This is a genomic window from Chroococcidiopsis sp. (assembly GCF_051657925.1).
In the GTDB taxonomy this organism is placed as follows: domain Bacteria; phylum Cyanobacteriota; class Cyanobacteriia; order Cyanobacteriales; family Chroococcidiopsidaceae; genus Chroococcidiopsis.
Genome location: NZ_JBOFLP010000140.1, coordinates 1 through 20542 on the forward strand (window position 1 = coordinate 1; position 20542 = coordinate 20542).

Consider the following 20542-nt stretch of genomic DNA (forward strand, 5'->3'; position numbering starts at 1 on the left):
ATAGTTTTCTTTATCTGCATCGATAAAAGCAAAATCAAAAGATTCCGATTGTCCTGATGCCAATAATCGATCTAGTGTTTCTAGTGCTGGTGCTAAGTGCAAATCTATTTTGTTAACGACTCCAGCCTGCTGCCAATAACGCCGCGCTATATTTGTGTATTCTTTACTCACATCGCAAGCAACTATCTTACCATTAGCAGGCAGCACTAAAGCCACAGATAAAGAACTATAACCCGTAAATACCCCTATTTCTAAAGTTTTTGTTGCTCCTAACAATTGAACTAGTAAAGCCATAAATTGACCTTGTTCGGGAGCAATTTGCATCATTGCTGCGGGATGATTAGCTGTTTCTTGACGCAACTGAGATAAAATTTCTGGTTCCCGTAGAGAGACAGATAGAAAGTAATTGTAGAGGCGATCGTCTAAACCAAGGGATCTTTTTTGCATAATTGACTGCTCGATAGAGTCATTCACAGTTTATACTAACTCTAGAAAGTTTCATATACCTAGAGTTCAATTGAGTTGCTGTCTCTTGTCGCCCACAAAAGCAAGTTCTATGTGCCGAAAATTACCGCTCGTTTTAATTGGAATCTTGCTAATATTTCTGACAGCATGTAGTAGCACTCCAATCGTGGTACCGAACGAGCGACTGGTACAAAAAGCTTTAGCAGTTCAATTATCTCAATTACAACAACAAATAAGTCAGAAACTCCACCTATCTACACCACTTAAACTAGAAATCGATCGCCTGCGAATACAAGAACAGCAACAACTCAAAATCGGTAATTTACCAGCATATCGAATTATCGGAACTTACGATCGCACCTTACAAATCTCTCAACGACGGCTAACGCAAGAAAATAATCCATTCGAGGTCTATTTACAACTTCAGAAAGAGGGGAAAACCTGGCGTTTAGCAATTCCTCAAACTACTGATGAAGATAAAATTCAATCTTGGCGTACTTATTTAATTGATGGTTGGTAGTTGATAATTGGTAATTGGTGGAAGTTTTGACTCTTAACTTTTAACTTCTGACTTTTAGTCACCAGCCACTCATCAAAAACCGTCTTCACGCAGTGTACCGGAGCGTTTGCCAACACTAACAACCATCAATTGTCTTCTGACTTACAACTTACGACTTACCACTTACGACTAATAACATGGCATTATGTTATACGGAAACGGCTACAGGAAAGGAAAATAATGCGCCGACAACGCTTGTTCCTACTACCGATCGCCTGCATTGGTATAGTTGGCTTAGGAATAACTGGTTACAGTCTCACTACCCAGACTAACGCTCACACTCAAACAATTGCCCAAGATACGCAAGCGCCACTACGCGAACCAGATGTCGTCTACGTACCTACACCCCAAGAGACGGTAGACGAAATGCTCAAAGTTGCTAAGGTGACTAAAAATGATACGCTCTACGACCTTGGTAGTGGCGACGGACGCATCCCAATTACTGCTGTACAAAAATATCAAGTGAAAAAGGCAGTTGGGATAGATATCAACCCAGAACGGATTAAAGAAGCAAAGGAAAACGCTAAAAAGGCAGGCGTAACAGACCGCGTGACGTTTCTCAATCAAGACCTATTTAAGAGTAACTTCAGCGATGCAACTGTCGTGACGCTTTATTTGTTGCCCGAACTTAATGTTAAGCTGAGACCGCAGCTATTTAAACAGCTCAAACCTGGCACTCGTATCGTGTCTCATGCGTTTGATATGGGCGATTGGAAACCAGAAAAAACCTTGCAGACTCCTGGTGGTTCTACAATTTATTACTGGGTAATTCCTAAAGAGATTCCTAAGAATTTAGGTGACGGTTAGATCTAATGGTAATAAACGCTGAAAAACATTAGGATTTCGTAAAGTAGGGGCGCACAGCTGTGCGCCCCTACCTAATTTTATGCCCCTACCAATTTTGTGTATTCCTACCAATTTTTATGAGGATTTCTCAAACTATACTTCATCACCTCGCGATCGATTTCTGGGTGAACGTACTTTAATTCAAACTTTAACCCTACTTTTTCCATCACGCGGGTAGAAGCTCGATTTTCTGCCAGCGCAGAAGACACGACACATTGAGTTCCTAATTCAGAAAAGCCTTTTGAGACGAGAGCCTGAGACCCTTCAGTGGCGTAGCCTTTACCCCAAGAAACTTGACGCAAGCGATAACCTAATTCAATTTCATCAGCATGAAATAATCCTGAATCAATATTAAACTGACTATCTAATGCTGGTCGTAAATGGAACCAACCGATGAATTCTTGACTAGATTTTTCAATAGCTGCCCAAAATCCATAACCTGGATATTGTTGATAATATTGCATCCACTTTGATAAGACATTGTTTTGATATTTTTCATAACTTCTCTCTAGAGGCTCACCACCTTTGATAATGCCCAGATCTACATAACGAATTACTTCAGTATCGCTATCTAAATCTAATAATTTTTGAGCATCATCCGGCGTAAATTGGCGGAGAATTAGTCTAGGAGTTTCCAAGAAAATTATCCCTATAGAACTCATATTTGATGTTGAAATATAAGTAGAGTGCGTTAAGTCAAAAAAAATTCAGCGTAGGCGAGTATTGCCTACCTACTATAAAAGCAATAACGAAACTATAGAAATTTCACCATCGCCGCACTGCGCCTGCAACTAATAATTCAATTCGGTACAAGGCGTGTTCGCTAGTCATAAATAAAGTCTTACCGTCTTCCCCACCAAAGGCGAAATTAGAAATCGCACTTGGGGTCAAAATTTTACCTAGCAGTAAACCTGTAGGAGAAAAAATGTGGACTCCATCGCCGCAACCTGCATAAATATTGCCATTAGCATCTACGTCAACCCCATCAGCTCCCCAATCATTATTATCAATTTGACAGAGTTTTTCTCCAGCCGAAAGAGTTCCATCTGAGTTAACAGTAAAAACCCAAATATAGCGATCGCCTGCTGCTGAGTTACCTACATATAGCTTGGTTTCATCTGGAGAAAAAGCAATGCCATTCGGCATACTCAAAACTTTAACAACCACTGTTAATTCTTGTGTTTTCGGAGCGTAGCGAAATACACCATTAAAGTCGATTTCCTGAGTTCTATCGCCCAAACCATAAGGTGGATCGGTAAACCAGATCGTCCCATCCGATTTAATTTCCAAGTCATTCGGTGAATTGAACTGCTGACCTTGAAAGCGATCGCATAAAATTGTCCGGCGATCGTCTTTATCTGTAATACTTATTGCCCTCGTTTCGTGTTCGCAAGTATAAAGATTACCCGCAGAATCAAGCACATTGCCATTTGGCTGATAGCTGGGTTTGCGGTAAGTTTGCAATCCTTGAGTTTCACTCCAAGATTTATGTTCGTTTGCCCCAGTATCGCTAAAAATGAGTTGTTGATGCTGCTTGTCCCAAACTGGTCCTTCACCAAAAAGCATTCCATCAGCAAGTTCGATCGGTTCGATATTGGCTGCTAATATGCCTGAAATTCCAGTATTTTGGTTATTAGCGTTCATATTAGAGAGTAGTGAGTAGTAAGTAGAGAGTAGTGAGTAGTGGCTAGACATAAAAATCCACCTACTTATCAACTACCATCTACCAACTACCAATTACCAATTACCAATTACCATCTACCAATCTTAATCTTGCATTGCCAGCACCCCAGTTGGAAATGATGGCTTGAGCAGCCCATTAAGTAAAGACGCTGGGCGATCGCCATAGGGCCAAGCAAAGGCATGGCGGAAGGCTGCATCTTGACAAGCTTGCAATTCGTCAAAGTCAATAATATCTAGCGTCAGCAGATTTTCGTACTCAAATGGCAACCGGACGTTGTGCAATCCGGCGTTATCCGTGCAGATGGCAATATCTACCCCAGCATCCAAACAACGATCGAATACCAACTTCAACTGGCGCATGTCCTGTAAGGTTCCCGTCTTTAAATAAGTTGTAGGGCAAACCTCTAAACATTGCTGTCTGCTGGCTAAATCTGGTAACAGTTCGGGATGTAACAGGGGAATTTGGATACCGTGACCGATCCGCATCAGATAGGGTAATAATTCAGGATAACAACCTGCGGGAGTTTCATACAAGTGTCCCGTGGTATTTAAACCAAGCGATCGCGCGTAGGCATACAATTGCACGAACTCTTCTAGGCGTTCTGCATAATGTCCATCGCCACCAGCGACATCCACAGCACAGACATATTCTCGTTTTTGGGCAGCCAAGTCCACAATTGCCCGATTTACCTCATAGGGTAGCCGCGAATGCATACACAAAATTTGGCTAGTGACAATCGGATATTCGGAAAGTTGGCTTGCTTTGCCTACCACGTCAATAATCTCCGCCATCTGTTCGATCCGTTGGGATTGAGGTAAATGCTCTGACGTGCGTAAATATGGCGTGTAGCGAATTTCTAAGTACGCCAAATTTTCAAAAATATACGCCCCACGAATCAAGCGATAGACAAAGTAAGGCAAAGTCTCAATCGTTTGCACGCTCTCAACTAAAGTGTGCAATTCTAAATACTCGTCCAACGTGTTGCGGGGACGGGTATAGAAATCTTCAAACGCAGCATAGTCAGCAAACCGCTCGATTTTGTCGTCAGCGTGACGCTGGAAGTAGCGCCAGAGAACGCGAGGCACGACCGAACCCCCCAAGTGGCGGTGCAATTCAGCGTATAGAGCCACAATACCTCTCTTAATTATTCTTAATAATATCTATGGTTACTATCAAAGATAGCAATTTTGTCCAGCAGTCGGAAGTTTGCTGGAATACTAGGAAGAAGTCGTAAGTCGCAATTACTAGCCACTAGCCACTAGCCACTAGCCACTGATAGTTGACCGTGCAGGGTTTACGGCAGCCTTACGATGGTGAACCAAAAGTTTTCAATCGACTGCACGATTTTGACAAAGCGGTCAGAGCCAACTGGCTTAGTAATATAGCAATTGGCGTTGAGATTGTAGGCGTTGAGTATGTCTGCCTCAGCATTCACAAATTAACAACTGCTCCCTTTCCCCTACTCCCGTAGGGGCGGGTTTATTCGCCCAATTCTGGGTTGTTTCAGGGAGATCCTGTCAAAACCCGCCCCTACGACTCCCTACTCCCTGCTCCCTGCACCGAAGCGCTCCCTGCTCCCTATCAAAGACAAGTCACACCACTACCATTAATGTTTTCCTCAACTTGTAGACTTTTGACGGAGCTAATGGAGTCTAGTCTTTTGGATTCTTCTATAATTCTCTCTCTCAAGTCATCCTCCAGTAAAGCTCTCTGTTCGTTTAAATCAAAATTGTTGTCGTTGGTGGAGTGCGATCGCTCTGATAGCTGCGTCTCCAAGCTGGGAGGAGACGGCAAAGGATCGACTAATGGTAAGCTAATTTCTACAGTAGTCCCTAGACCGATACCAGGGCTACTGAGGGCAATGCGACCCCCCATTAATTCAATTAAATTGCGGGAAATTGCCAATCCTAAGCCAGTCCCGCCTAGTTTGCGGGTGGTAGTACCATCTACCATCACAAAGGGACGAAAGAGCTTGTGTTGCTGAGTCGGATCGATTCCCAGTCCCGTATCCTCTACAGCCACAGTGACCCAAAATGTAGTACTGCCATCTTGTACGAGTTGGGCAGTAATTTCTAGTTTGATGCTGATGCTGCCGCGATCGGTGAACTTGACAGCGTTACCTATAACATTGATCAGCACTTGCTTAAGTTTGGCAGCATCGGCATGAACTAGTAGCGGTTCTTGCCACTCTGTAGCTACCAATTGCAGCCCTTTTTGCTGGATTTGTACCTTTTGCAGGTCGATCGCTTCTCGCAAGACTTGCCGTAAATCCAGCGCTTCTGTAACGACTGAGAGTTTACCAGCTTCAATTCTGGCAATGTCGAGCAAATCGTTAATAATGCCTAATAAGTGAATAGCTGCCTCATCAGCCCGTGCCAAAAACTCTAGTTCTTCGCTGCGATCGTCGCAGCAGCCATCGCGGACGAGGCGAATACAGCCGATGATGGCATTGAGAGGGGTGCGTAACTCGTGGGAGGTATTGGCTAAGAATTCACTTTTCATCTGGTTGGAAGTCTGGGCTTCTTGCCAAGCGGTTTCTAGTTCCGCTGCCGAAGCATTTAGCCGTCCTAGCATTTCTTCCAAGGCTTCTGCTAGCTGTTCTACCTCGCGTACTTTGAAATTGTGCGGGACTCGCTCGGCAGCGTGGTGGCTTTGTAGGTTGAGGGCGTAGTCCCGTAGTTTTTCTAAAGGTCTCGCTAAATCACGGATGATATGCAGTGCGGCGATTGAGGTTGCTACTAACAAGCCGACGGTCAGTACGACAAGGATAACTTTAATTTCTTGCAGTCCATAGAGGGCATGATCCAGACGGGTAACCGCTAAAATCAGCCAGTATCCGTTGGCTCGATCGATCGGACTGGGAATGACGTTATAGCCAGCTAGCAGGTCGGGACCGTTTCGATCAAACGACAAGTGGAGAAAATCTTGGCGCGTGCGTCCGGCGAGCGCATTTTTGAGCAGATGTTGTAGTTGTCCTGCATCCTGCTCTTGCGCGACGTTGCGTCCAATGCGGTTAGCGATTGGGTGGGCTAAGATCGTGCCGTTGCGATCGATCACGACGGTGGAGCCAGCCAGCAATCCTGGTCGATCTCGTTCTCTTTTGTGCAGTGCCGATAATACGTTGAGACTGTATGTCAATCGTCCGCTACTATTGTATACGGGAGCCGAGAAAACTAATTGTAGTTGTCCCAGAGAGCGTTGAGGATCTAGCGATGCGGATAGCTGTAGCGATCGCCGCGCGTCAATTTCGACTAGTGGCTGGATGCGGATCAAAGGTGAGACTTTTGAATTTTGCTGCCGTTGCCAAGTGGGATCGGCTTTAGCAGAAGCAATTGGAGTATTACCGCAAGTACTAGTTACCAAATTACCCGTGTCGATTTCAGCCACCTGCAAGCACTGAGTATTTGGCAGCGTTGACGCTAACTGTTGGAGAAACTCCCGAGCTTGTGCAGGCGAACCAGTTCGGATGACGGTGGTTTGACTTGCCAGCAGCAGATTTGATTTCAGTGCGGCGATCGCGTTGCTGATATTTTCTCCCTTGTTCACCGCACTTTCAGTTAAATTCCAGCGCGCAGTTTCTAGCAAGCTAGAACGTGCTTTCCTGAAAGTCACCGCTTCCCCAATTAACAACACTGGTACGGTCAGCAGCAGTATTCTTGCAAGTAAGATACGACGAAATGAGGATTGACTGGGCTTAGCCATGGAAGCTCCCTCAAAATAGATGCAAGACCCTCTAGTAATAGCTTGCTAGCAAACAGATTAGTTTTAGCATTTAAATACCATTAAACGCGATCGCTGCCAAGCAAATTCCGTCAAAATCTTTGTATGATTTAACAAATCATACAAAACAAAGTTCGAGATTTACGGATGCCGAGTTCAATTGCGTTCTTGATGTTTTCGACATTTTCACAGCATATCTAAAAGCTCTAGCTGCTACCATATATGTTGTATAAAAAGATTCGTTGGTTAATCATAAGAAATGTTTTATCTTTAAACATTAACTCAAAATTAATTAAAGTGTAACTTTTTACGCTAAAACTTTCGGCAGATTTTACTAGCGCAGAGACAGTGTTTTCTACTACTGTATGGTTGCCAACACGCTCGATCGTTTAAAACTAGGTAGCAGCTCGTGGCTCGATCTCGAAATCGTCCCCATACAACAGTTATCTTGGCAATGAGTGCCGATGGTAAGATTGCCGATGCGAGGCGATCGCCCGCTCGCTTTTCCTCCCAGCGCGATCGATTCCATCTCGAACAACAAATAGCTGCTGCCGATGCCACACTATTTGGGGCTGGTACGCTTCGCGCTTACGGCACAACCTTAAGCGTAACTAGTGCTAAATTACTGCATCAAAGACTACAAAATCATCAAAAATCACAACCAATTCAGATCCTTGCTTCTGCTAGTGCCAACATCAATCCTCAGTGGCGATTTTTTCGCCAACCTGTACCTCGTTGGTTGCTCACATCTGCGGCTGGGGCAAAGTCTTGGCAGGGGCGATCGGAATTTGAGCAAGTGATTGTGGCGGAGCAGGGAGCAGGGAGCAGGGAGCGCTTCGGTGCAGGGAGCAGGGAGCAGGGAAAGACAAGAGGGACAAGGGAAACAAGGGGACAAAGGGATCGTGGAGCAATTCAAAATTCAAAATTCAAAATTCAAAATTCAAAATTCACGCACCACGCATCACGCACCACTCTCCCTCTAACAATCGACTGGACATTTGCCCTAGAACAACTATTCTCTTTAGGAATCAAACGCTTAGCTGTTCTCGGTGGGGGTGAGTTGGTGGCAGCGATGCTAGCAGTCGATTTAATCGATGAGATGTGGTTGACTGTCTGTCCTTTACTTTTGGGGGGGACAAACGCCCCTAGTCCAGTGGCAGGGATGGGTTTCCCAGAAAATTTAGCGCCGCGACTGGAACTGTTATCAGCTCAAGTTGAAGCACAAGAAGTATTTCTCCACTATCGCCTGCAACGATCGCAATAGTTAGATTAACTTAAGTAACAGTGGCTAGTTGTCATTGGTCATTGGTCATTTGTATTTCCACTACTCACTACTCACTGCTCCCTGCTCCCTACTCCCTAACAATGGTGGAACAACTTAAACCACAATATTCTGTTGCCTGGACGAATAAGATTGCTGAAATTCCTCAGTTGGCATGGGATGCTTTGGCATTACCTCTAGCAACTCCGTTTCTGGAGTGGGAATGGTTAAATAATCTAGAAACTTCTGGTAGTGCTACGGCTAGGGCTGGATGGCTGCCCAATCATTTAACAATATGGCGCGATCGCACGCTGGTTGCAGCTGCCCCGATGTACCTGAAAGGTCACAGTCAGGGTGAGTTTGTCTTCGACCACCAATGGGCAGATCTGGCACAGAGGATCGGTGTAGAGTACTATCCAAAACTCTTAGGCATGACACCTTTTACCCCTGCTGAAGGTTATCGGTTTTTGATTGCGCCAGGGGAAGATGAGGATGAAATGACGGCGTTGATGGTAAGTGCAATCGACCATTTTTGCGATCGCCACAATATTTCTGGGTGTCATTTTCTCTATGTCGATCCTGCATGGCGACCCACATTAGAACGACACGGATTTATGACGTGGTTGCACCACAGCTATGTCTGGCAAAATCTCGGTTTTGCCACTTTTGACGATTATCTCGGAGTCTTCAACGCCAACCAACGCCGCAACATTAAGCGCGAACGCAAAGCCGTAGCAAGTGCAGGCTTAGAGTTGGTGACTCATACGGGAGATGATATCCATAAGTCTTTATTTCCGCAGATGTATCATTTTTATGCCGATACCTGTGATAAATTCGGCTGGTGGGGTAGCAAGTATTTGACCAAGAAGTTTTTCGAGCAGTTGCACGCCCATTATCGCCATCGCGTGTTGTTTGTGGCGGCTTACCATGCAGGAGATCGAGCAGGAGACAAACGCCAGCCGATGGGTATGTCGTTTTGTTTAACGAAGGGCGATCGCCTCTACGGTCGTTATTGGGGCAGTTTTAAAGAAATCGATTGCTTGCACTTCGAGGCTTGCTACTACAAGCCGATTGAATGGGCGATCGCCAATGGTATTCAAACTTTCGATCCTGGCGCGGGGGGAAGGCATAAAAAACGGCGCGGTTTCCCTGCTACTGTCAATCACAGCTTGCATCGGTTTTATCATCGACGGTTGGCGCAAATTTTAACTTCCTACATTCGTGAGGTCAATGAGTTAGAACGGCAAGAAATCGAGGTAATTAATGCTGAATTACCCTACAATCGGCGAGATACGTAGCAGGTGGCTGTTGGAACCAGATTTTTGGTTGCGTCTATTCAGAAGTCGCAAGTCGCAAGTCGCAATTGACCAACTCTCGTCACCCACACCCCACACCCTTTCTTGGTCACTGATAACTGATAACTGACAACTGACAACTGACAACTGCTATCCTACCTGAACCAGTTTTTGGTCTAGTTCCGGCGATTGTCTATTCCCAGTCTCCTTGAGCTTTTTGTAAATTGTCAGAGCCTGAGCGACAACTTGATCCATGTTGTAATACTTGTAAGTCGCCAACCTGCCGACAAAATGCACCCCGGAAGTTGCGTCAGCTAGTGCCTGATATTTTTTGTAAAGTGCAGTATTTTCCGATCGCGGTACGGGATAATATGGATCGCCTTCGGCGCGTGGGTACTCGTAGACAAGACTTGTTTTAGGATGCTCCTGTCCGGTTAGGTATTTGAATTCTGTAACCCGCGTATATAGGTGTTCGTTAGGATAGTTGACGACAGCAACTGGCTGATGCACGGGCGTATTCACGGTTTCGTGCTGAAATTCCAAAGAGCGGTAAGGAAGCTTGCCGTAACGGTAATCGAAGAATAAATCGATTGGACCTGTATAAATCATCTCGCGATACGGTATCGTCCCCACAATTTCCCGATAGTCAGTTTGGAGCATGATTTTGATATTCGGGTGAGATAGCATATTCTCGAACATTCGAGTATACCCATGCAGGGGCATTGCTTGATATGTATCCGTAAAATAGCGATTGTCGCGGTTCGTGCGGGTAGGTACACGGGCAGTCACCGATCGATCGAGTTCGGATGGATCGATGTCCCATTGCTTGCGCGTGTAGTTGCGGAAGAACTTTTCGTAGAGTTCCCTGCCAACCTTATTAACTACCACATCTTCAGAAGTTAGGATACGCTCTTTAGGTTCAGCCACTGAAGCAAAAAACTCTTCTAGCTGGAATGAGGTTAAATGGAGTCCGTAAAGTCGGTTAATCGTGTCGAGATTGATCGGAATTGGCACGAGTTGTCCGTCAACGCTGGCAAGAACGCGGTGTTCGTAAGAACGCCATTGAGTAAATTGCGAGAGATACTCGAAAACTTCGCGAGAATTGGTGTGAAAGATATGGGGTCCGTACTTGTGTATGAGGATACCTGCTTCGTTATAGCAATCGTAAGCATTTCCACCAATGTGCGATCGCGTATCGATAATCAGAATCTTTTTTCCCAACTGACTTGCTAACCTTTCAGCCAAGACGCTGCCAGCAAATCCCGCTCCTACAATTAAGTAATCGAACATTCAAGCACTCCTTGTTTCAATTTTTTCGAGTCATCTACGAAAGCATGAATCGCTAAATAAAAGCTTGTTTAAGGAATCATTGTTCGAGTACTGAGTTTGATATTTTACTTTTGAAGTATGCCTTTTTGACTTCAGTTGACTAAAACGTCAGAGCTTTTTTTCATATAAAATTTTAGGCTTATTATTATCAAAATATCCCTTGAGACCATCCTGGTAAGCTTCCGTGAGAAATTGTAGGCGCTTAAACTTGCGATCGTCAAAGAGCAAAATAGCAATTAAAGAGCGACAATAGTATTTAAACGTTCTAAAATAAAATCTTGTTTTACTAGCATAGTTTTTTCTGAGCCAGGTTGCATTTCTGGTTTCAAAATAAGTCAGCCATATTCTGCTATATTTAGTTCTATATGAAAGTCTGCCGAAGAAACTCTTAACGATCGCTCCTTGGTCGGAAGCTTCTTTATGAAGAATAATACTATCAGTAATTAGCAATAGCTTGCCTGCCTTATTTAATCTAAGACAGTACTCTAAATCGTCACCTCTAATAAAAAAATCTTTATTAGGAAAACCTACTTCTTCAATCGCTTTTTTACTAACTAGAATACCCACAAAAGAACTAAAAGCTATTTCTAAGGCTTGAGGTTTTTTGACTAAACCGTCTTCTATTTTTTTATGGATTTCAATATCAAAGTCAAACTCATTTTGGTGAGTCTGGCGATCGAAAAATCCTAAATGAGGATGTAATATTTCACCTTCTAAGTCTATTTTGAGATTTGCTAAAGCACTTACATTAGGTTCATTTAGATATTGACTTAGCTTTTCTAAAGCATCTATTTCAGGTTCGGCATCGTCATCCATCAACCACAGCCAATCGTAACCTGCTTCATATCCATACTTTACACCTTGATAAAATCCACCTGCGCCGCCAGTATTTTCCGGTAAGCGGATGTAATCGATGAGCTGATTTGTCAGATATCCTTCTGCCTTCAGAAAATCAGGTGTATTATCGGTAGACCCATTGTCTACAAGGATAATTTTATCTGGCAAGCGCGTTCCAGTAAGTATTGCATCTAGGCATTCTATTAAAAGTTTCTTTCGGTTATAGGTGACGACTACAACAGCGATTGTTGCTTCAACCATTGTCAGTTCCTAGTTTCTATAAGTTGATTTGAAATTTTCCAATCGAGGAAAGCTAGAAGGAATAAAAAATTCACAATACAAGCGATCGCAAGTTGCAGAAGATATTCTCCACAAGACAATATACAACAGACAGTATTCAACTCTTTAGAAAACAGACTAGCAGCATAATAGTAATTTCTGCAACAATACTTGGAAAACACCAAAAATCTAGCCAACACAATCAAATACATTCGTTGCCACTCATGTATTATGCAAAGCCCTCCTTCAAATGACAAAATCGTACACTGCAACTTCTCCCAAGGATATACTACTTCTGGTAGAAGCGGCGTTGGCATTTGTATAGTGGATAACACTGTGAGTAATTATGAAAAAACTCTCATGAAACATTCATGTATACTTTATAAAATCCTTGTATCGTGTAAATGTTTTATGAATTACTGTCCAATACAAGACTCTTTATAACTAGTACACTTATGACACTACGCGAATTAGCGTATGGTATTGGTGTAAGTAGCCTAATTCTGCAATCTTGTGTAAGTATTTGCAAGTAGACAGACTTGTAAACGATTGATTTTTATAAATAACAGGGTTGTAAATGGACGTATCAAAGATGGCAGAACCACAAGTCACTATCGTAGTCGTACCACGCGAACGTTTCAGTTTAACTCAAAAGTCCCTTGAAAGTATTTATGAGAATACAACCATCCCTTTCAAGTTGATTTATGTAGATGGTGGCTCCCCTGCGCGTAACCGAGATTACTTAGCAGCTCAAGCCCGCGAGAAAAATTTCCAACTGATTCGTACCGATTATTACCCTTCACCAAATTATGCTAGAAATCTAGGTTTAGCCCAGGTCAATACAGAATACGTTGTCTTCATGGATAACGATGTTGTCGTTGCCCCGAATTGGCTAAACAATTTGGTTCAATGCGCCGAGGAAACGGGAGCTGCGGTAGTTAGTCCCCTCGTGTGCCAAGGTCAAGCTTTACACGAAATCGTGCATTGTGCAGGTGGAGAATCTGCGGTCATTGAGGAAAACAAAGGCGATCGCCCGACGCGGCGCTTGCACGATAAAATTTACAAGCAAGGTAAGCGCGTAGCAGATTTAGGCGACTTCTTGCAACGACAACCAACTGGTTTGGCAGAGTTCCATTGCATGTTGGTGCGCACGGCGATAATTGAAAAAATCGGCGGTCAGCTCGACCCCGCGATGATGAACACAAAGGAACACGTAGATTTTTGTGTAGCGGTATCTGAGGCTGGGGGTTCCATCTACTTAGAGCCAACATCCCTCGTCACCTACATTAACGGGATGCCGTTGGAATTGTCCGAAATTCCTTTCTACATGGTACGTTGGAGCGATGCTTGGGGTACGACTAGCTTAAACCGCTTGCGCGAAAAGTGGAACCTGACCGAGGACAACTACCACAAAAATTGGTATCGCAGTTGGTCGGAATATTTAACCGGAAGACGCAGGGTATTTATTATTAGACCCCTGCTGAATAAATATTATGTCTTTGGCAGGGGCAAAACTCGAATAGAAAATATGCTAGTGCGGATGGAAAAAAGGCTGAACCGTTATCTCACCGATCGCCATACTCGCAAACATCCGCAAGAAGTGCAACAGCAGCCTGCCAAGTCGTTGCCTAAAACTCCAGTATCAGCATAATAAGGTAGCAGTAGGGTGGGCATTGCCCACCCTACCAAACTTTGGAAGAAGGATAAACCACTTGAAGCAAAAGAGAAATCTCAATTCAAATCCGATGCCGTTTGAAGTGGTGTATACGCCTGAAAGCTTATTAAGGCATCCGATTCAGTTGTTTAAGCAAATGGGACGAGACTTACTCGCTTCTCGCGAATTAGCATGGCGGCTGATGGTGCGAGATATTAGCGCTCAGTACCGTCAGTCGTTTCTGGGTGTGATTTGGGCTTTTTTGCCTCCGATTGTGATGGCAGCAGGATTTACGCTAGCAAGTGATGCAGGTGCGATCGCAGTTGAAGCTACAGATTTACCATATCCAGCTTATGTCATGTTCAGTACGGCGTTGTGGCAAACTTTTGTGGAGGCGCTCAACGGTCCAGTACAAGCGGTAACAGTAGCTAAGCCGATGCTAGCTAAGGTCAATTTTCCGCGAGAAGCGATCGTTTTGGCAAAGTTAGGCGAGGTCTTTTTCAACTTTGCGATCAAGTTGATTTTAATTGTGGGATTGTTTATTTGGTTTCGAGTTCCGGTGAGTTGGACGGTAATTTTGGCTCCAGTGGCGCTGATTCATTTAATTTTATTCGGTACATTTATTGGTGTTTTATTAGCACCGTTGGGGATTCTATACCAGGATGTCTCAAAAGGACTGACCATGATTACAGGGTTTTGGCTGTTTTTAACTCCAGTAGTCTATCCCGTTCCTGGCGAAGGAACCTTTGGATTTCTGGTACGGCTGAATCCTGTAACTCCTCTACTCGTAACAATACGGGAGTTAGCAACGACGGGAGTTATCTCAGACCCGGCGGGATTTTGGATCGCCAGTCTGATTACTCTAGTTGGCTTATTATTAACCTGGGTGGCATTTCGCCTCGCCATGCCTTTCGTGATTGAAAGGGTGAGTTCCTAATGACTGAATTAGTAGATCGAGAAATTGCCATTCAATCTCAAGATTCTGAAGTCGTTATTTCGGTAGAAAATGTCTCAAAAAAGTTTTGTCGAGACTTAAGGCGATCGCTATTTTATGGTGTCCGAGATATCGCCACGGAGCTAGTAGGTGGGAAAAGAACAGAAACACTGCGTACCCAAGAATTTTGGGCGCTGAAAGACGTTAATTTCGAGCTGCGTCGGGGGCAAGCATTAGGCTTAGTTGGGGCAAATGGAGCTGGAAAAAGCACGCTATTACGGATTATTAGCGGTCTGATTAAGCCAGATATTGGCACTGTAAAACTTAAGGGTAGGGTAGCTCCACTGATTGCTTTAGGAGCAGGTTTTAATCCGCTATTGACGGGACGAGAAAACATCTATGCCAATATGTCAATTTTAGGATTATCAACCAAAGAAATCGAAGCCAGATTTCAAGAGGTAATAGACTTTGCTGAAATTTGGGATGCGATCGACGCACCAGTCCAAAATTATAGTTCGGGCATGGCAGCGCGGTTAGGGTTTGCCTGCGCAATTCATACAGAACCGGAAATTCTTTTAATTGATGAAGTCTTGGCTGTAGGAGATATCAAATTTAAAGCCAAATGTTATCGCAAACTCCACCAGCTACGCCAGCAGGGAACATCTTTTGTTTTAGTCAATCATAATCCTCAGGCAATTTTAAACGTATGTGACTCGGCAATTTACCTAGTCAAGGGTGAATTGATTGCCTCTGGCGATACAGAAACAGTTATAGAAAAGTATGAAGAAGATTTGTTTCTAGACAGTAAGAAAGCAACTGCACAAGTCATGTATTTGCCAGAAAAATCGGCAAATGAAAGTTTTGGCTTAGACATCACTCATCTATTTTTTCGAGACGTTGAAGGCAAAATTCTAGAATCGCTTAAAAGTGGCGAACCTGCTTCCTTCTGTGTAGGCTGTAAAGCTCATCAAAAGTTCGATAATGTGACATTACATTTAAAAATTACAGAATTAGGCGGCGAAGGTGGTACGGGAGCAGTTTTATTTTTAAGTGGCGAAAATGATGAGAAGTTCTTTGAAGTTGTACCAGGAAAGCAGGAAATTCAATTGCAAATGCCTTATTTAGGTTTAGCCCCTGGAACTTATACTATGAGCATTAAACTCAAACAAAGCTCTATCTATACTTTCGATGTCTTTGAGTCTTTTCGATTTAGCGTTAAATCGGACGGGACGATGAGTCAATGCAAGTTTTATCAACCGCGATCGTGGCAGATCGTTAGTGAAAATCGCGCTGAGTAAAGAATGAGAATAGCGTTTGCTGCTACATAGTCAGTTTTCAATTATCAGTTTTCAATTAGGAAAACTTAATATGTCATATAGAGTGCTTCATTATAACTGGGCTGCCTACTTTCAGAAACCTGCTCCTGGGGGAGGTGTATCTGTTTACTGTAAGAATTTAATTGACTTTACAACTCAAAAAGATAACTGGCACGTCACTTTTTTGTATTCTGGAACCGATTATAGTTACTTCAATAAACGTCCACATATCAAATCGATTCGCAACCAAAATCATCCCCACGTACCCACTTTTTCACTTGTTAATTCACCAATTATTGCACCTTCTCACTTCGCTTTTGACGATCCATTAGGCAACGTTAAACAACCCGCTCTGGAAAAATGCTTTCAAGAGTTTTTAGACACGCAAGCACCTTTCTCTATCATTCACTTTCATAATTTGGAGGGCATAACCGCTAATTGCCTCAAAATAGCAAAGGAAAGCGGTGCTAAGGTCGTGTTTAGTTTGCATAATTATTGGGCTGTTTGTCCGCAAGTCAATTTGTGGAGGTTAGAACAGAGCCATTGTGACAATAATTTAGACGGACGCGCCTGCCTTGCCTGTTTGCCCATACCACCAAATTCAGAACGTGAATTGGCAATGAGGAGATTAGAATTTTTAGGCAACTCGCTCGATTTGAACGAGCGATCGCTACCTCTAAACTTATTAAAAAAACTCGTCACTATTTTCTACAAAATTCAACGACCGCTAGTCGTGCAGACGCGATCGCCCTTGCTCAAAACGCTAGAACTTGAAGGTTCAAATCTGCCTCAGCAAGCCGAAGCGTATCAATTTCGACGGCAGGAAATCGTTTCTTTAATTAACCGTTATGTTGATGTGGCGCTATCTGTCTCCGATCGCACTGCTGCAATTTATCAGCACTATGGTGTCGATCCGGTGCGGTTGAGTACGCAATACATAGGTAGTAAAGCCACGCAGTTTCCAGTTCCGCCACATAACCCAGTAATATACTCTCCAGGGCAGCCCTTTCGATGCGTTTACATGGGAGTACCGCGAAAAGATAAAGGATTTTACTTCTTATTGGAAGAATTACGTTGCCTGTCAGCAGCAGAATTAAGTACGCTAGAACTCGTTGTCGCCAGCAAAATTGCAGACCGCACCGAGTTAGACCTGGCAATGCAGCAGAGAGGACCATTGCTCTCTTTAGCTCAGTCGTTGCATCGATTAATTTACCATCCTGGTTACTCTCACGAAAATCTTCCCAAAATCCTAGATGGTATCCACTTGGGAATTGTCCCGCCACTATGGGAAGATAATCTGCCGCAAGTGACTTTTGAGCTTTTAGCTTGTCGCGTACCCGTCCTTTGCTCGAATCGAGGCGGCGCACAGGAGTTCGTGCGGCATCCAGCTTTCATTTTCGATCCAGGAAAAAAGGGCGACTTTCAGCAGAAACTGTCAACTATTCGCGAGAACCCGCACTTATTAACCGAGTTTTGGCAAGAGGCGCGAACGGTGCGATCGCTAGAACAACATTTTCAAGAATTAATTGAAGTTTACGCTGGCTGTGGTAACTGAGGATAGATAAACATAGATGATGAAGGTATGCTTCATTGCTGCCTGTCCAGGCACAGATATGCGGGGAGGACCGCGATCGCTGCTGGAAACTATAGACTCGCTTCAGAAGTTGGGAGTCGAGTGTTTTGTTTTATTACCCGCACAGGGGCGGTTGTTTGACGAATTGAGTCGTCGCGATATTCCTGTTCGTGTCATTCCCTACGAACGCTGGCTTGAAGCCACAAATTATCCCTTACGCGATCGTTGGCGGAAGCTGAAGCGAAGCTACCATATAGCATTCCAAATCGCCGCTCAAATTAAAGCATGGGGGTGTGATGTTGTCTACACGAATACTATTGCCATAGGCGTTGGTGCTTTTGCCGCATTTCTATTGAGGAAACCCCATGTGTGGCACATCCGCGAGTTTGTTTACGAAGATCACGGACAAGTTTTCGATCTCGGTCGCAATCTTACGTTAAAACTAGTAGATTTGCTGTCCCAGGTTTGTATCGTAAACTCCAAAGCCGTAGCTCAAAAGTACGAGCAGTGGATCGCGCCGACAAAGTTGAAAGTAGTTTATCAAGCAGTCAGCGTGACTCCAGGCGAGTCGATCGCCTTACCCCCGACAACAACAAGTTGTAGGTGCATTATTGTAGGTGCATTGGTAAAGGGAAAGAGACAGGAAGACGCAATCCGCGCTGTTGCCCAACTGGTACATGCGGGCGTAAGAGTAGAGCTATTAATCGTTGGTGATGGCGATCCCCAGTACCGAGAGTATTTAGAAAATATTGTGACAAAAAACCAAGTAGAGCAATATATTAAGTTTTATGGCTATGCCGACAATCCCTTTCCGTTGATGCAGCGTGCCGATGTCGTACTTGTATGCTCTAAGTGCGAGGCTTTTGGGAGGGTGACTGTAGAAGGGATGCGGGCAGGTAAGCCGATAATCGGTACGAGGAGTGGTGGTACGCAAGAGTTAATTCGAGATGGATTTAATGGGTTGTTATATACTGCGGAAGACGAGCGAGAGCTAGCGCAGAAAATTAAACATATTTGCGATCGCCCAGATCTGGCTAAACAGATGGGCGAAAACGGTCAACAATGGGCTGCCGAGCAATTTACTCCAGCACGCTACGGCAAGGAAATATATTTGCTGTTAAAACAGTTGTGCGGCAAAAACTTGGAGATTTAAGCAGATATTTGGAAAAGCGCACAGCGAGAAGAAAGATTTAAAATTAAGTTAAGGGCAAAAAATCGTTAATGATGGGATGAAACATGGAGCGGACGCTAGAAGACTTAACGGCAATCGATGATAAACTTTCTAAGCGTCATATTGACCTTGACCCAGGCGGATATTTCATCATTTATCTGGATCGAGAAGCAGGGTTAATTTGTGCGAAGCATTACACCAATGCGATCGACGATCGCGGTTTAGCCGTCGATCCTGAAACGGGTAAACCTATCCCCGCACGCGGTAAAGTTCAACGAACTTCCACCACACTATATCGGGGTAGAACAGCAAAAGAAATTTGTGTGGAAATTTTCGAGCAAGAACAAACTTGTCCCGTGACGTACTTAGATCACGCCGCTTATCTTGGACGAGAATTTGTCCGCGCCGAGATCGCTTTAGTCAACGGGCAAGAATACGTTCAGGATTAAGTTGTCGTAAGTCCTAAGTCAAACACGACTCACTACTCACTTACCTCACATAAAAATAATAGGTCACCATTGGAATAATCGTTGCAGCCACAAGAAAGCCAATTACCCAAACAGTAGCGTTGCTGGATTTTGTCTCTTCGGTGTTTTTGTAGGTACTTTCGACAGCGACATCAGTTGCTAGCTGTTCGGGTGCGCCAGGATCGGGTGCGCCAGATAAAACAGCTACGAGGCGATCGCTAGCATCGAGAAACGCTTGATTGTATTTTTCACCTTCACGTAAAGGATACAACATGGTTTGAGTAATCACGCTTTTAGCAATGTCATCCGTCAGCAGCGACTTAGCATTATCTCCAACGCGGATTCCAGTCCCGCTGCTCAGGGTGTCCAATACAACGAGAGTTTGATTGGCTTGCGCTTCTGGAGTTGGAAACCACTGCTCGAATAATTTATCGGTAAAGGATTGAGCAGTCTCGCCATAGTCGAGGCGGCGAATGGCAACAAATCTAACTTCATTTCCGGTCGTTTCTGCCAATTTCTCCAATTCGCTACCGATCTTGCCTTCGTTAATCGCACTGATTGCTTTTGCCGGATCGATCGTCCAAGTCCGATCTCCTGGAGCGACTGAAGGAATTTCATATAAACTCGTAGCGATCGCTGGAAATGGCAGCATTAATGTCGTGAGAACAACTAATCCCAAAGAGAAAACTAAGGATTGCAGATATTTTCTACTGCTAGTTATTTTGCTGCGTAAGTATCTCATTTCCCCGTCCTGAAAATTTACATATATTTAAAATTACTATATATAATTTGTCATTGGTCATTGCTCCCTGCTCCCTGCTCCCTGCTCCCTGCTCCCTTGTTTTCCAACACTCGCACCGCGATATTTGAGGTTGGCGGGATCTGGCTGTGGTGCAGGTGTTTTTTCCTGACTAGATATCCAAGGCGCACCGCGATACATCCCTTTAACTTCTGCGACGACATCGTTGTCGCTGGAGATGCTAGGAATTGCTATTTGAGGGCGATCGCTTTGAGTTATGCTTTGGGCGAGCGAATTAGACTCGCTTCTGGCTAGATTTTTTAAGAGTAATTTTTTTGTGCCAAAGATTGTTATCCCCAGGATCGACAGTTGAATCTGCCAAGGAGCTAAAACTAAGGTTAAAATCAGGCTGA

Annotated in this window: 19 protein-coding genes and 1 pseudogene; 10 read left to right on the forward strand and 10 right to left on the reverse strand. The window is 44.0% G+C overall.

What is annotated here, in order from left to right; all coding sequences use genetic code 11:
• Window positions 1-447, reverse strand: a 447-nt coding sequence (locus ACRC32_RS10720; RefSeq protein WP_438553945.1) for a class I SAM-dependent methyltransferase, incomplete at its 3' end; no start/stop codon positions are given.
• Window positions 448-631: 184 nt separating this feature from the next.
• On the opposite strand from ACRC32_RS10720, the gene ACRC32_RS10725 reads away from it, so the two are divergent.
• The gene (locus ACRC32_RS10725) at window positions 632-985 is read left to right on the forward strand and encodes a hypothetical protein (protein WP_438553946.1); all 354 of its coding nucleotides are present in this window, start codon (window positions 632-634) and stop codon (window positions 983-985) included.
• A 219-nt stretch (window positions 986-1204) separates the two neighbouring features.
• Complete coding sequence (locus ACRC32_RS10730; RefSeq protein WP_438553947.1) at window positions 1205-1831, forward strand: SAM-dependent methyltransferase; 627 nt, start codon at window positions 1205-1207, stop codon at window positions 1829-1831.
• A gap of 104 nt (window positions 1832-1935) precedes the next feature.
• On the opposite strand, the gene ACRC32_RS10735 is transcribed toward ACRC32_RS10730, so the two are convergent.
• From ACRC32_RS10735 to ACRC32_RS10755, 5 genes and pseudogenes are all read right to left on the reverse strand, one after another.
• Window positions 1936-2508, reverse strand: a complete 573-nt coding sequence (locus ACRC32_RS10735; protein WP_438553948.1) for a GNAT family N-acetyltransferase — start codon at window positions 2506-2508, stop codon at window positions 1936-1938.
• Between the two features lie 127 nt (window positions 2509-2635).
• Window positions 2636-3514 (reverse strand): SMP-30/gluconolactonase/LRE family protein, encoded by an 879-nt coding sequence (locus ACRC32_RS10740; protein WP_438553949.1) that lies wholly within the window; start codon window positions 3512-3514, stop codon window positions 2636-2638.
• A 123-nt stretch (window positions 3515-3637) separates the two neighbouring features.
• Window positions 3638-4684 (reverse strand): adenosine deaminase, encoded by a 1047-nt coding sequence (locus ACRC32_RS10745; protein ID WP_438553950.1) that lies wholly within the window; start codon window positions 4682-4684, stop codon window positions 3638-3640.
• A gap of 164 nt (window positions 4685-4848) precedes the next feature.
• Window positions 4849-4983 (reverse strand): annotated as a pseudogene (locus ACRC32_RS10750) (response regulator); the annotation flags it as partial.
• A gap of 152 nt (window positions 4984-5135) precedes the next feature.
• A complete protein-coding gene (locus ACRC32_RS10755; RefSeq protein ID WP_438553951.1) occupies window positions 5136-7256 on the reverse strand; it encodes a sensor histidine kinase in 2121 nt (706 codons plus the stop codon).
• A gap of 427 nt (window positions 7257-7683) precedes the next feature.
• Here ACRC32_RS10755 and ACRC32_RS10760 point away from each other — a divergent pair, with 427 nt between their 5' ends.
• Both ACRC32_RS10760 and ACRC32_RS10765 read left to right on the forward strand, forming a co-directional pair.
• The gene (locus ACRC32_RS10760) at window positions 7684-8538 is read left to right on the forward strand and encodes a RibD family protein (RefSeq protein WP_438553952.1); all 855 of its coding nucleotides are present in this window, start codon (window positions 7684-7686) and stop codon (window positions 8536-8538) included.
• 101 nt (window positions 8539-8639) lie between these two features.
• Complete coding sequence (locus ACRC32_RS10765) at window positions 8640-9833, forward strand: GNAT family N-acetyltransferase (protein ID WP_438553953.1); 1194 nt, start codon at window positions 8640-8642, stop codon at window positions 9831-9833.
• 147 nt (window positions 9834-9980) lie between these two features.
• Here ACRC32_RS10765 and glf read toward each other — a convergent pair whose 3' ends face one another.
• Window positions 9981-11120, reverse strand: a complete 1140-nt coding sequence (gene glf, locus ACRC32_RS10770) for a UDP-galactopyranose mutase (protein ID WP_438553954.1) — start codon at window positions 11118-11120, stop codon at window positions 9981-9983.
• Between the two features lie 147 nt (window positions 11121-11267).
• Window positions 11268-12257, reverse strand: coding sequence for a glycosyltransferase family 2 protein (locus tag ACRC32_RS10775; RefSeq protein ID WP_438553955.1), 990 nt, complete (start codon window positions 12255-12257; stop codon window positions 11268-11270).
• 595 nt (window positions 12258-12852) lie between these two features.
• Between ACRC32_RS10775 and ACRC32_RS10780 the strand changes: the two genes are divergently transcribed.
• From ACRC32_RS10780 to ACRC32_RS10805, 6 genes are all read left to right on the forward strand, one after another.
• Window positions 12853-13926, forward strand: a complete 1074-nt coding sequence (locus ACRC32_RS10780; protein WP_438553956.1) for a glycosyltransferase family 2 protein — start codon at window positions 12853-12855, stop codon at window positions 13924-13926.
• Between the two features lie 94 nt (window positions 13927-14020).
• Window positions 14021-14866, forward strand: coding sequence for an ABC transporter permease (locus tag ACRC32_RS10785; protein ID WP_438553962.1), 846 nt, complete (start codon window positions 14021-14023; stop codon window positions 14864-14866).
• Window positions 14866-16161: an ABC transporter ATP-binding protein gene (locus ACRC32_RS10790; protein WP_438553957.1), complete on the forward strand. Its 1296-nt coding sequence runs from the start codon at window positions 14866-14868 to the stop codon at window positions 16159-16161. The genes ACRC32_RS10785 and ACRC32_RS10790 overlap by 1 nt, the downstream gene beginning before the upstream one ends.
• Before the next feature lie 70 nt (window positions 16162-16231).
• On the forward strand, window positions 16232-17734 hold the full coding sequence (locus ACRC32_RS10795; RefSeq protein WP_438553958.1) for a glycosyltransferase: 1503 nt from the start codon (window positions 16232-16234) through the stop codon (window positions 17732-17734).
• A gap of 16 nt (window positions 17735-17750) precedes the next feature.
• Window positions 17751-18905 carry a glycosyltransferase family 4 protein gene (locus ACRC32_RS10800; RefSeq protein WP_438553959.1) on the forward strand — a complete coding sequence of 385 codons (1155 nt, stop codon included), beginning with the start codon at window positions 17751-17753 and terminating at the stop codon, window positions 18903-18905.
• A gap of 83 nt (window positions 18906-18988) precedes the next feature.
• Window positions 18989-19372: a DUF4346 domain-containing protein gene (locus ACRC32_RS10805; protein ID WP_015153356.1), complete on the forward strand. Its 384-nt coding sequence runs from the start codon at window positions 18989-18991 to the stop codon at window positions 19370-19372.
• A gap of 40 nt (window positions 19373-19412) precedes the next feature.
• Here ACRC32_RS10805 and psb32 read toward each other — a convergent pair whose 3' ends face one another.
• Together psb32 and ACRC32_RS10815 are read right to left on the reverse strand one after the other, a co-directional pair.
• Window positions 19413-20132 carry a photosystem II repair protein Psb32 gene (psb32, locus tag ACRC32_RS10810; protein ID WP_438553960.1) on the reverse strand — a complete coding sequence of 240 codons (720 nt, stop codon included), beginning with the start codon at window positions 20130-20132 and terminating at the stop codon, window positions 19413-19415.
• Between the two features lie 57 nt (window positions 20133-20189).
• Window positions 20190-20542: DUF4278 domain-containing protein (locus ACRC32_RS10815; RefSeq protein ID WP_438553961.1), on the reverse strand; the 353-nt coding region annotated here is incomplete at its 5' end.

Excerpts from the sequence above, each read along its gene's own strand:
- ACRC32_RS10740 (WP_438553949.1), bottom strand. The coding sequence starts at position 3,514 with ATGAACGCTAATAACCAAAATACTGGAATTTCAGGCATATTAGCAGCC.
- ACRC32_RS10765 (WP_438553953.1), top strand. The coding sequence starts at position 8,640 with ATGGTGGAACAACTTAAACCACAATATTCTGTTGCCTGGACGAATAAG.
- ACRC32_RS10785 (WP_438553962.1), top strand. The coding sequence starts at position 14,021 with ATGCCGTTTGAAGTGGTGTATACGCCTGAAAGCTTATTAAGGCATCCG.
- glf (WP_438553954.1), bottom strand. The coding sequence starts at position 11,120 with ATGTTCGATTACTTAATTGTAGGAGCGGGATTTGCTGGCAGCGTCTTG.
- ACRC32_RS10790 (WP_438553957.1), top strand. The coding sequence starts at position 14,866 with ATGACTGAATTAGTAGATCGAGAAATTGCCATTCAATCTCAAGATTCT.
- ACRC32_RS10795 (WP_438553958.1), top strand. The coding sequence starts at position 16,232 with ATGTCATATAGAGTGCTTCATTATAACTGGGCTGCCTACTTTCAGAAA.
- ACRC32_RS10730 (WP_438553947.1), top strand. The coding sequence starts at position 1,205 with ATGCGCCGACAACGCTTGTTCCTACTACCGATCGCCTGCATTGGTATA.
- ACRC32_RS10775 (WP_438553955.1), bottom strand. The coding sequence starts at position 12,257 with ATGGTTGAAGCAACAATCGCTGTTGTAGTCGTCACCTATAACCGAAAG.
- psb32 (WP_438553960.1), bottom strand. The coding sequence starts at position 20,132 with ATGAGATACTTACGCAGCAAAATAACTAGCAGTAGAAAATATCTGCAA.
- ACRC32_RS10755 (WP_438553951.1), bottom strand. The coding sequence starts at position 7,256 with ATGGCTAAGCCCAGTCAATCCTCATTTCGTCGTATCTTACTTGCAAGA.
- ACRC32_RS10780 (WP_438553956.1), top strand. The coding sequence starts at position 12,853 with ATGGACGTATCAAAGATGGCAGAACCACAAGTCACTATCGTAGTCGTA.
- ACRC32_RS10805 (WP_015153356.1), top strand. The coding sequence starts at position 18,989 with ATGGAGCGGACGCTAGAAGACTTAACGGCAATCGATGATAAACTTTCT.
- ACRC32_RS10800 (WP_438553959.1), top strand. The coding sequence starts at position 17,751 with ATGATGAAGGTATGCTTCATTGCTGCCTGTCCAGGCACAGATATGCGG.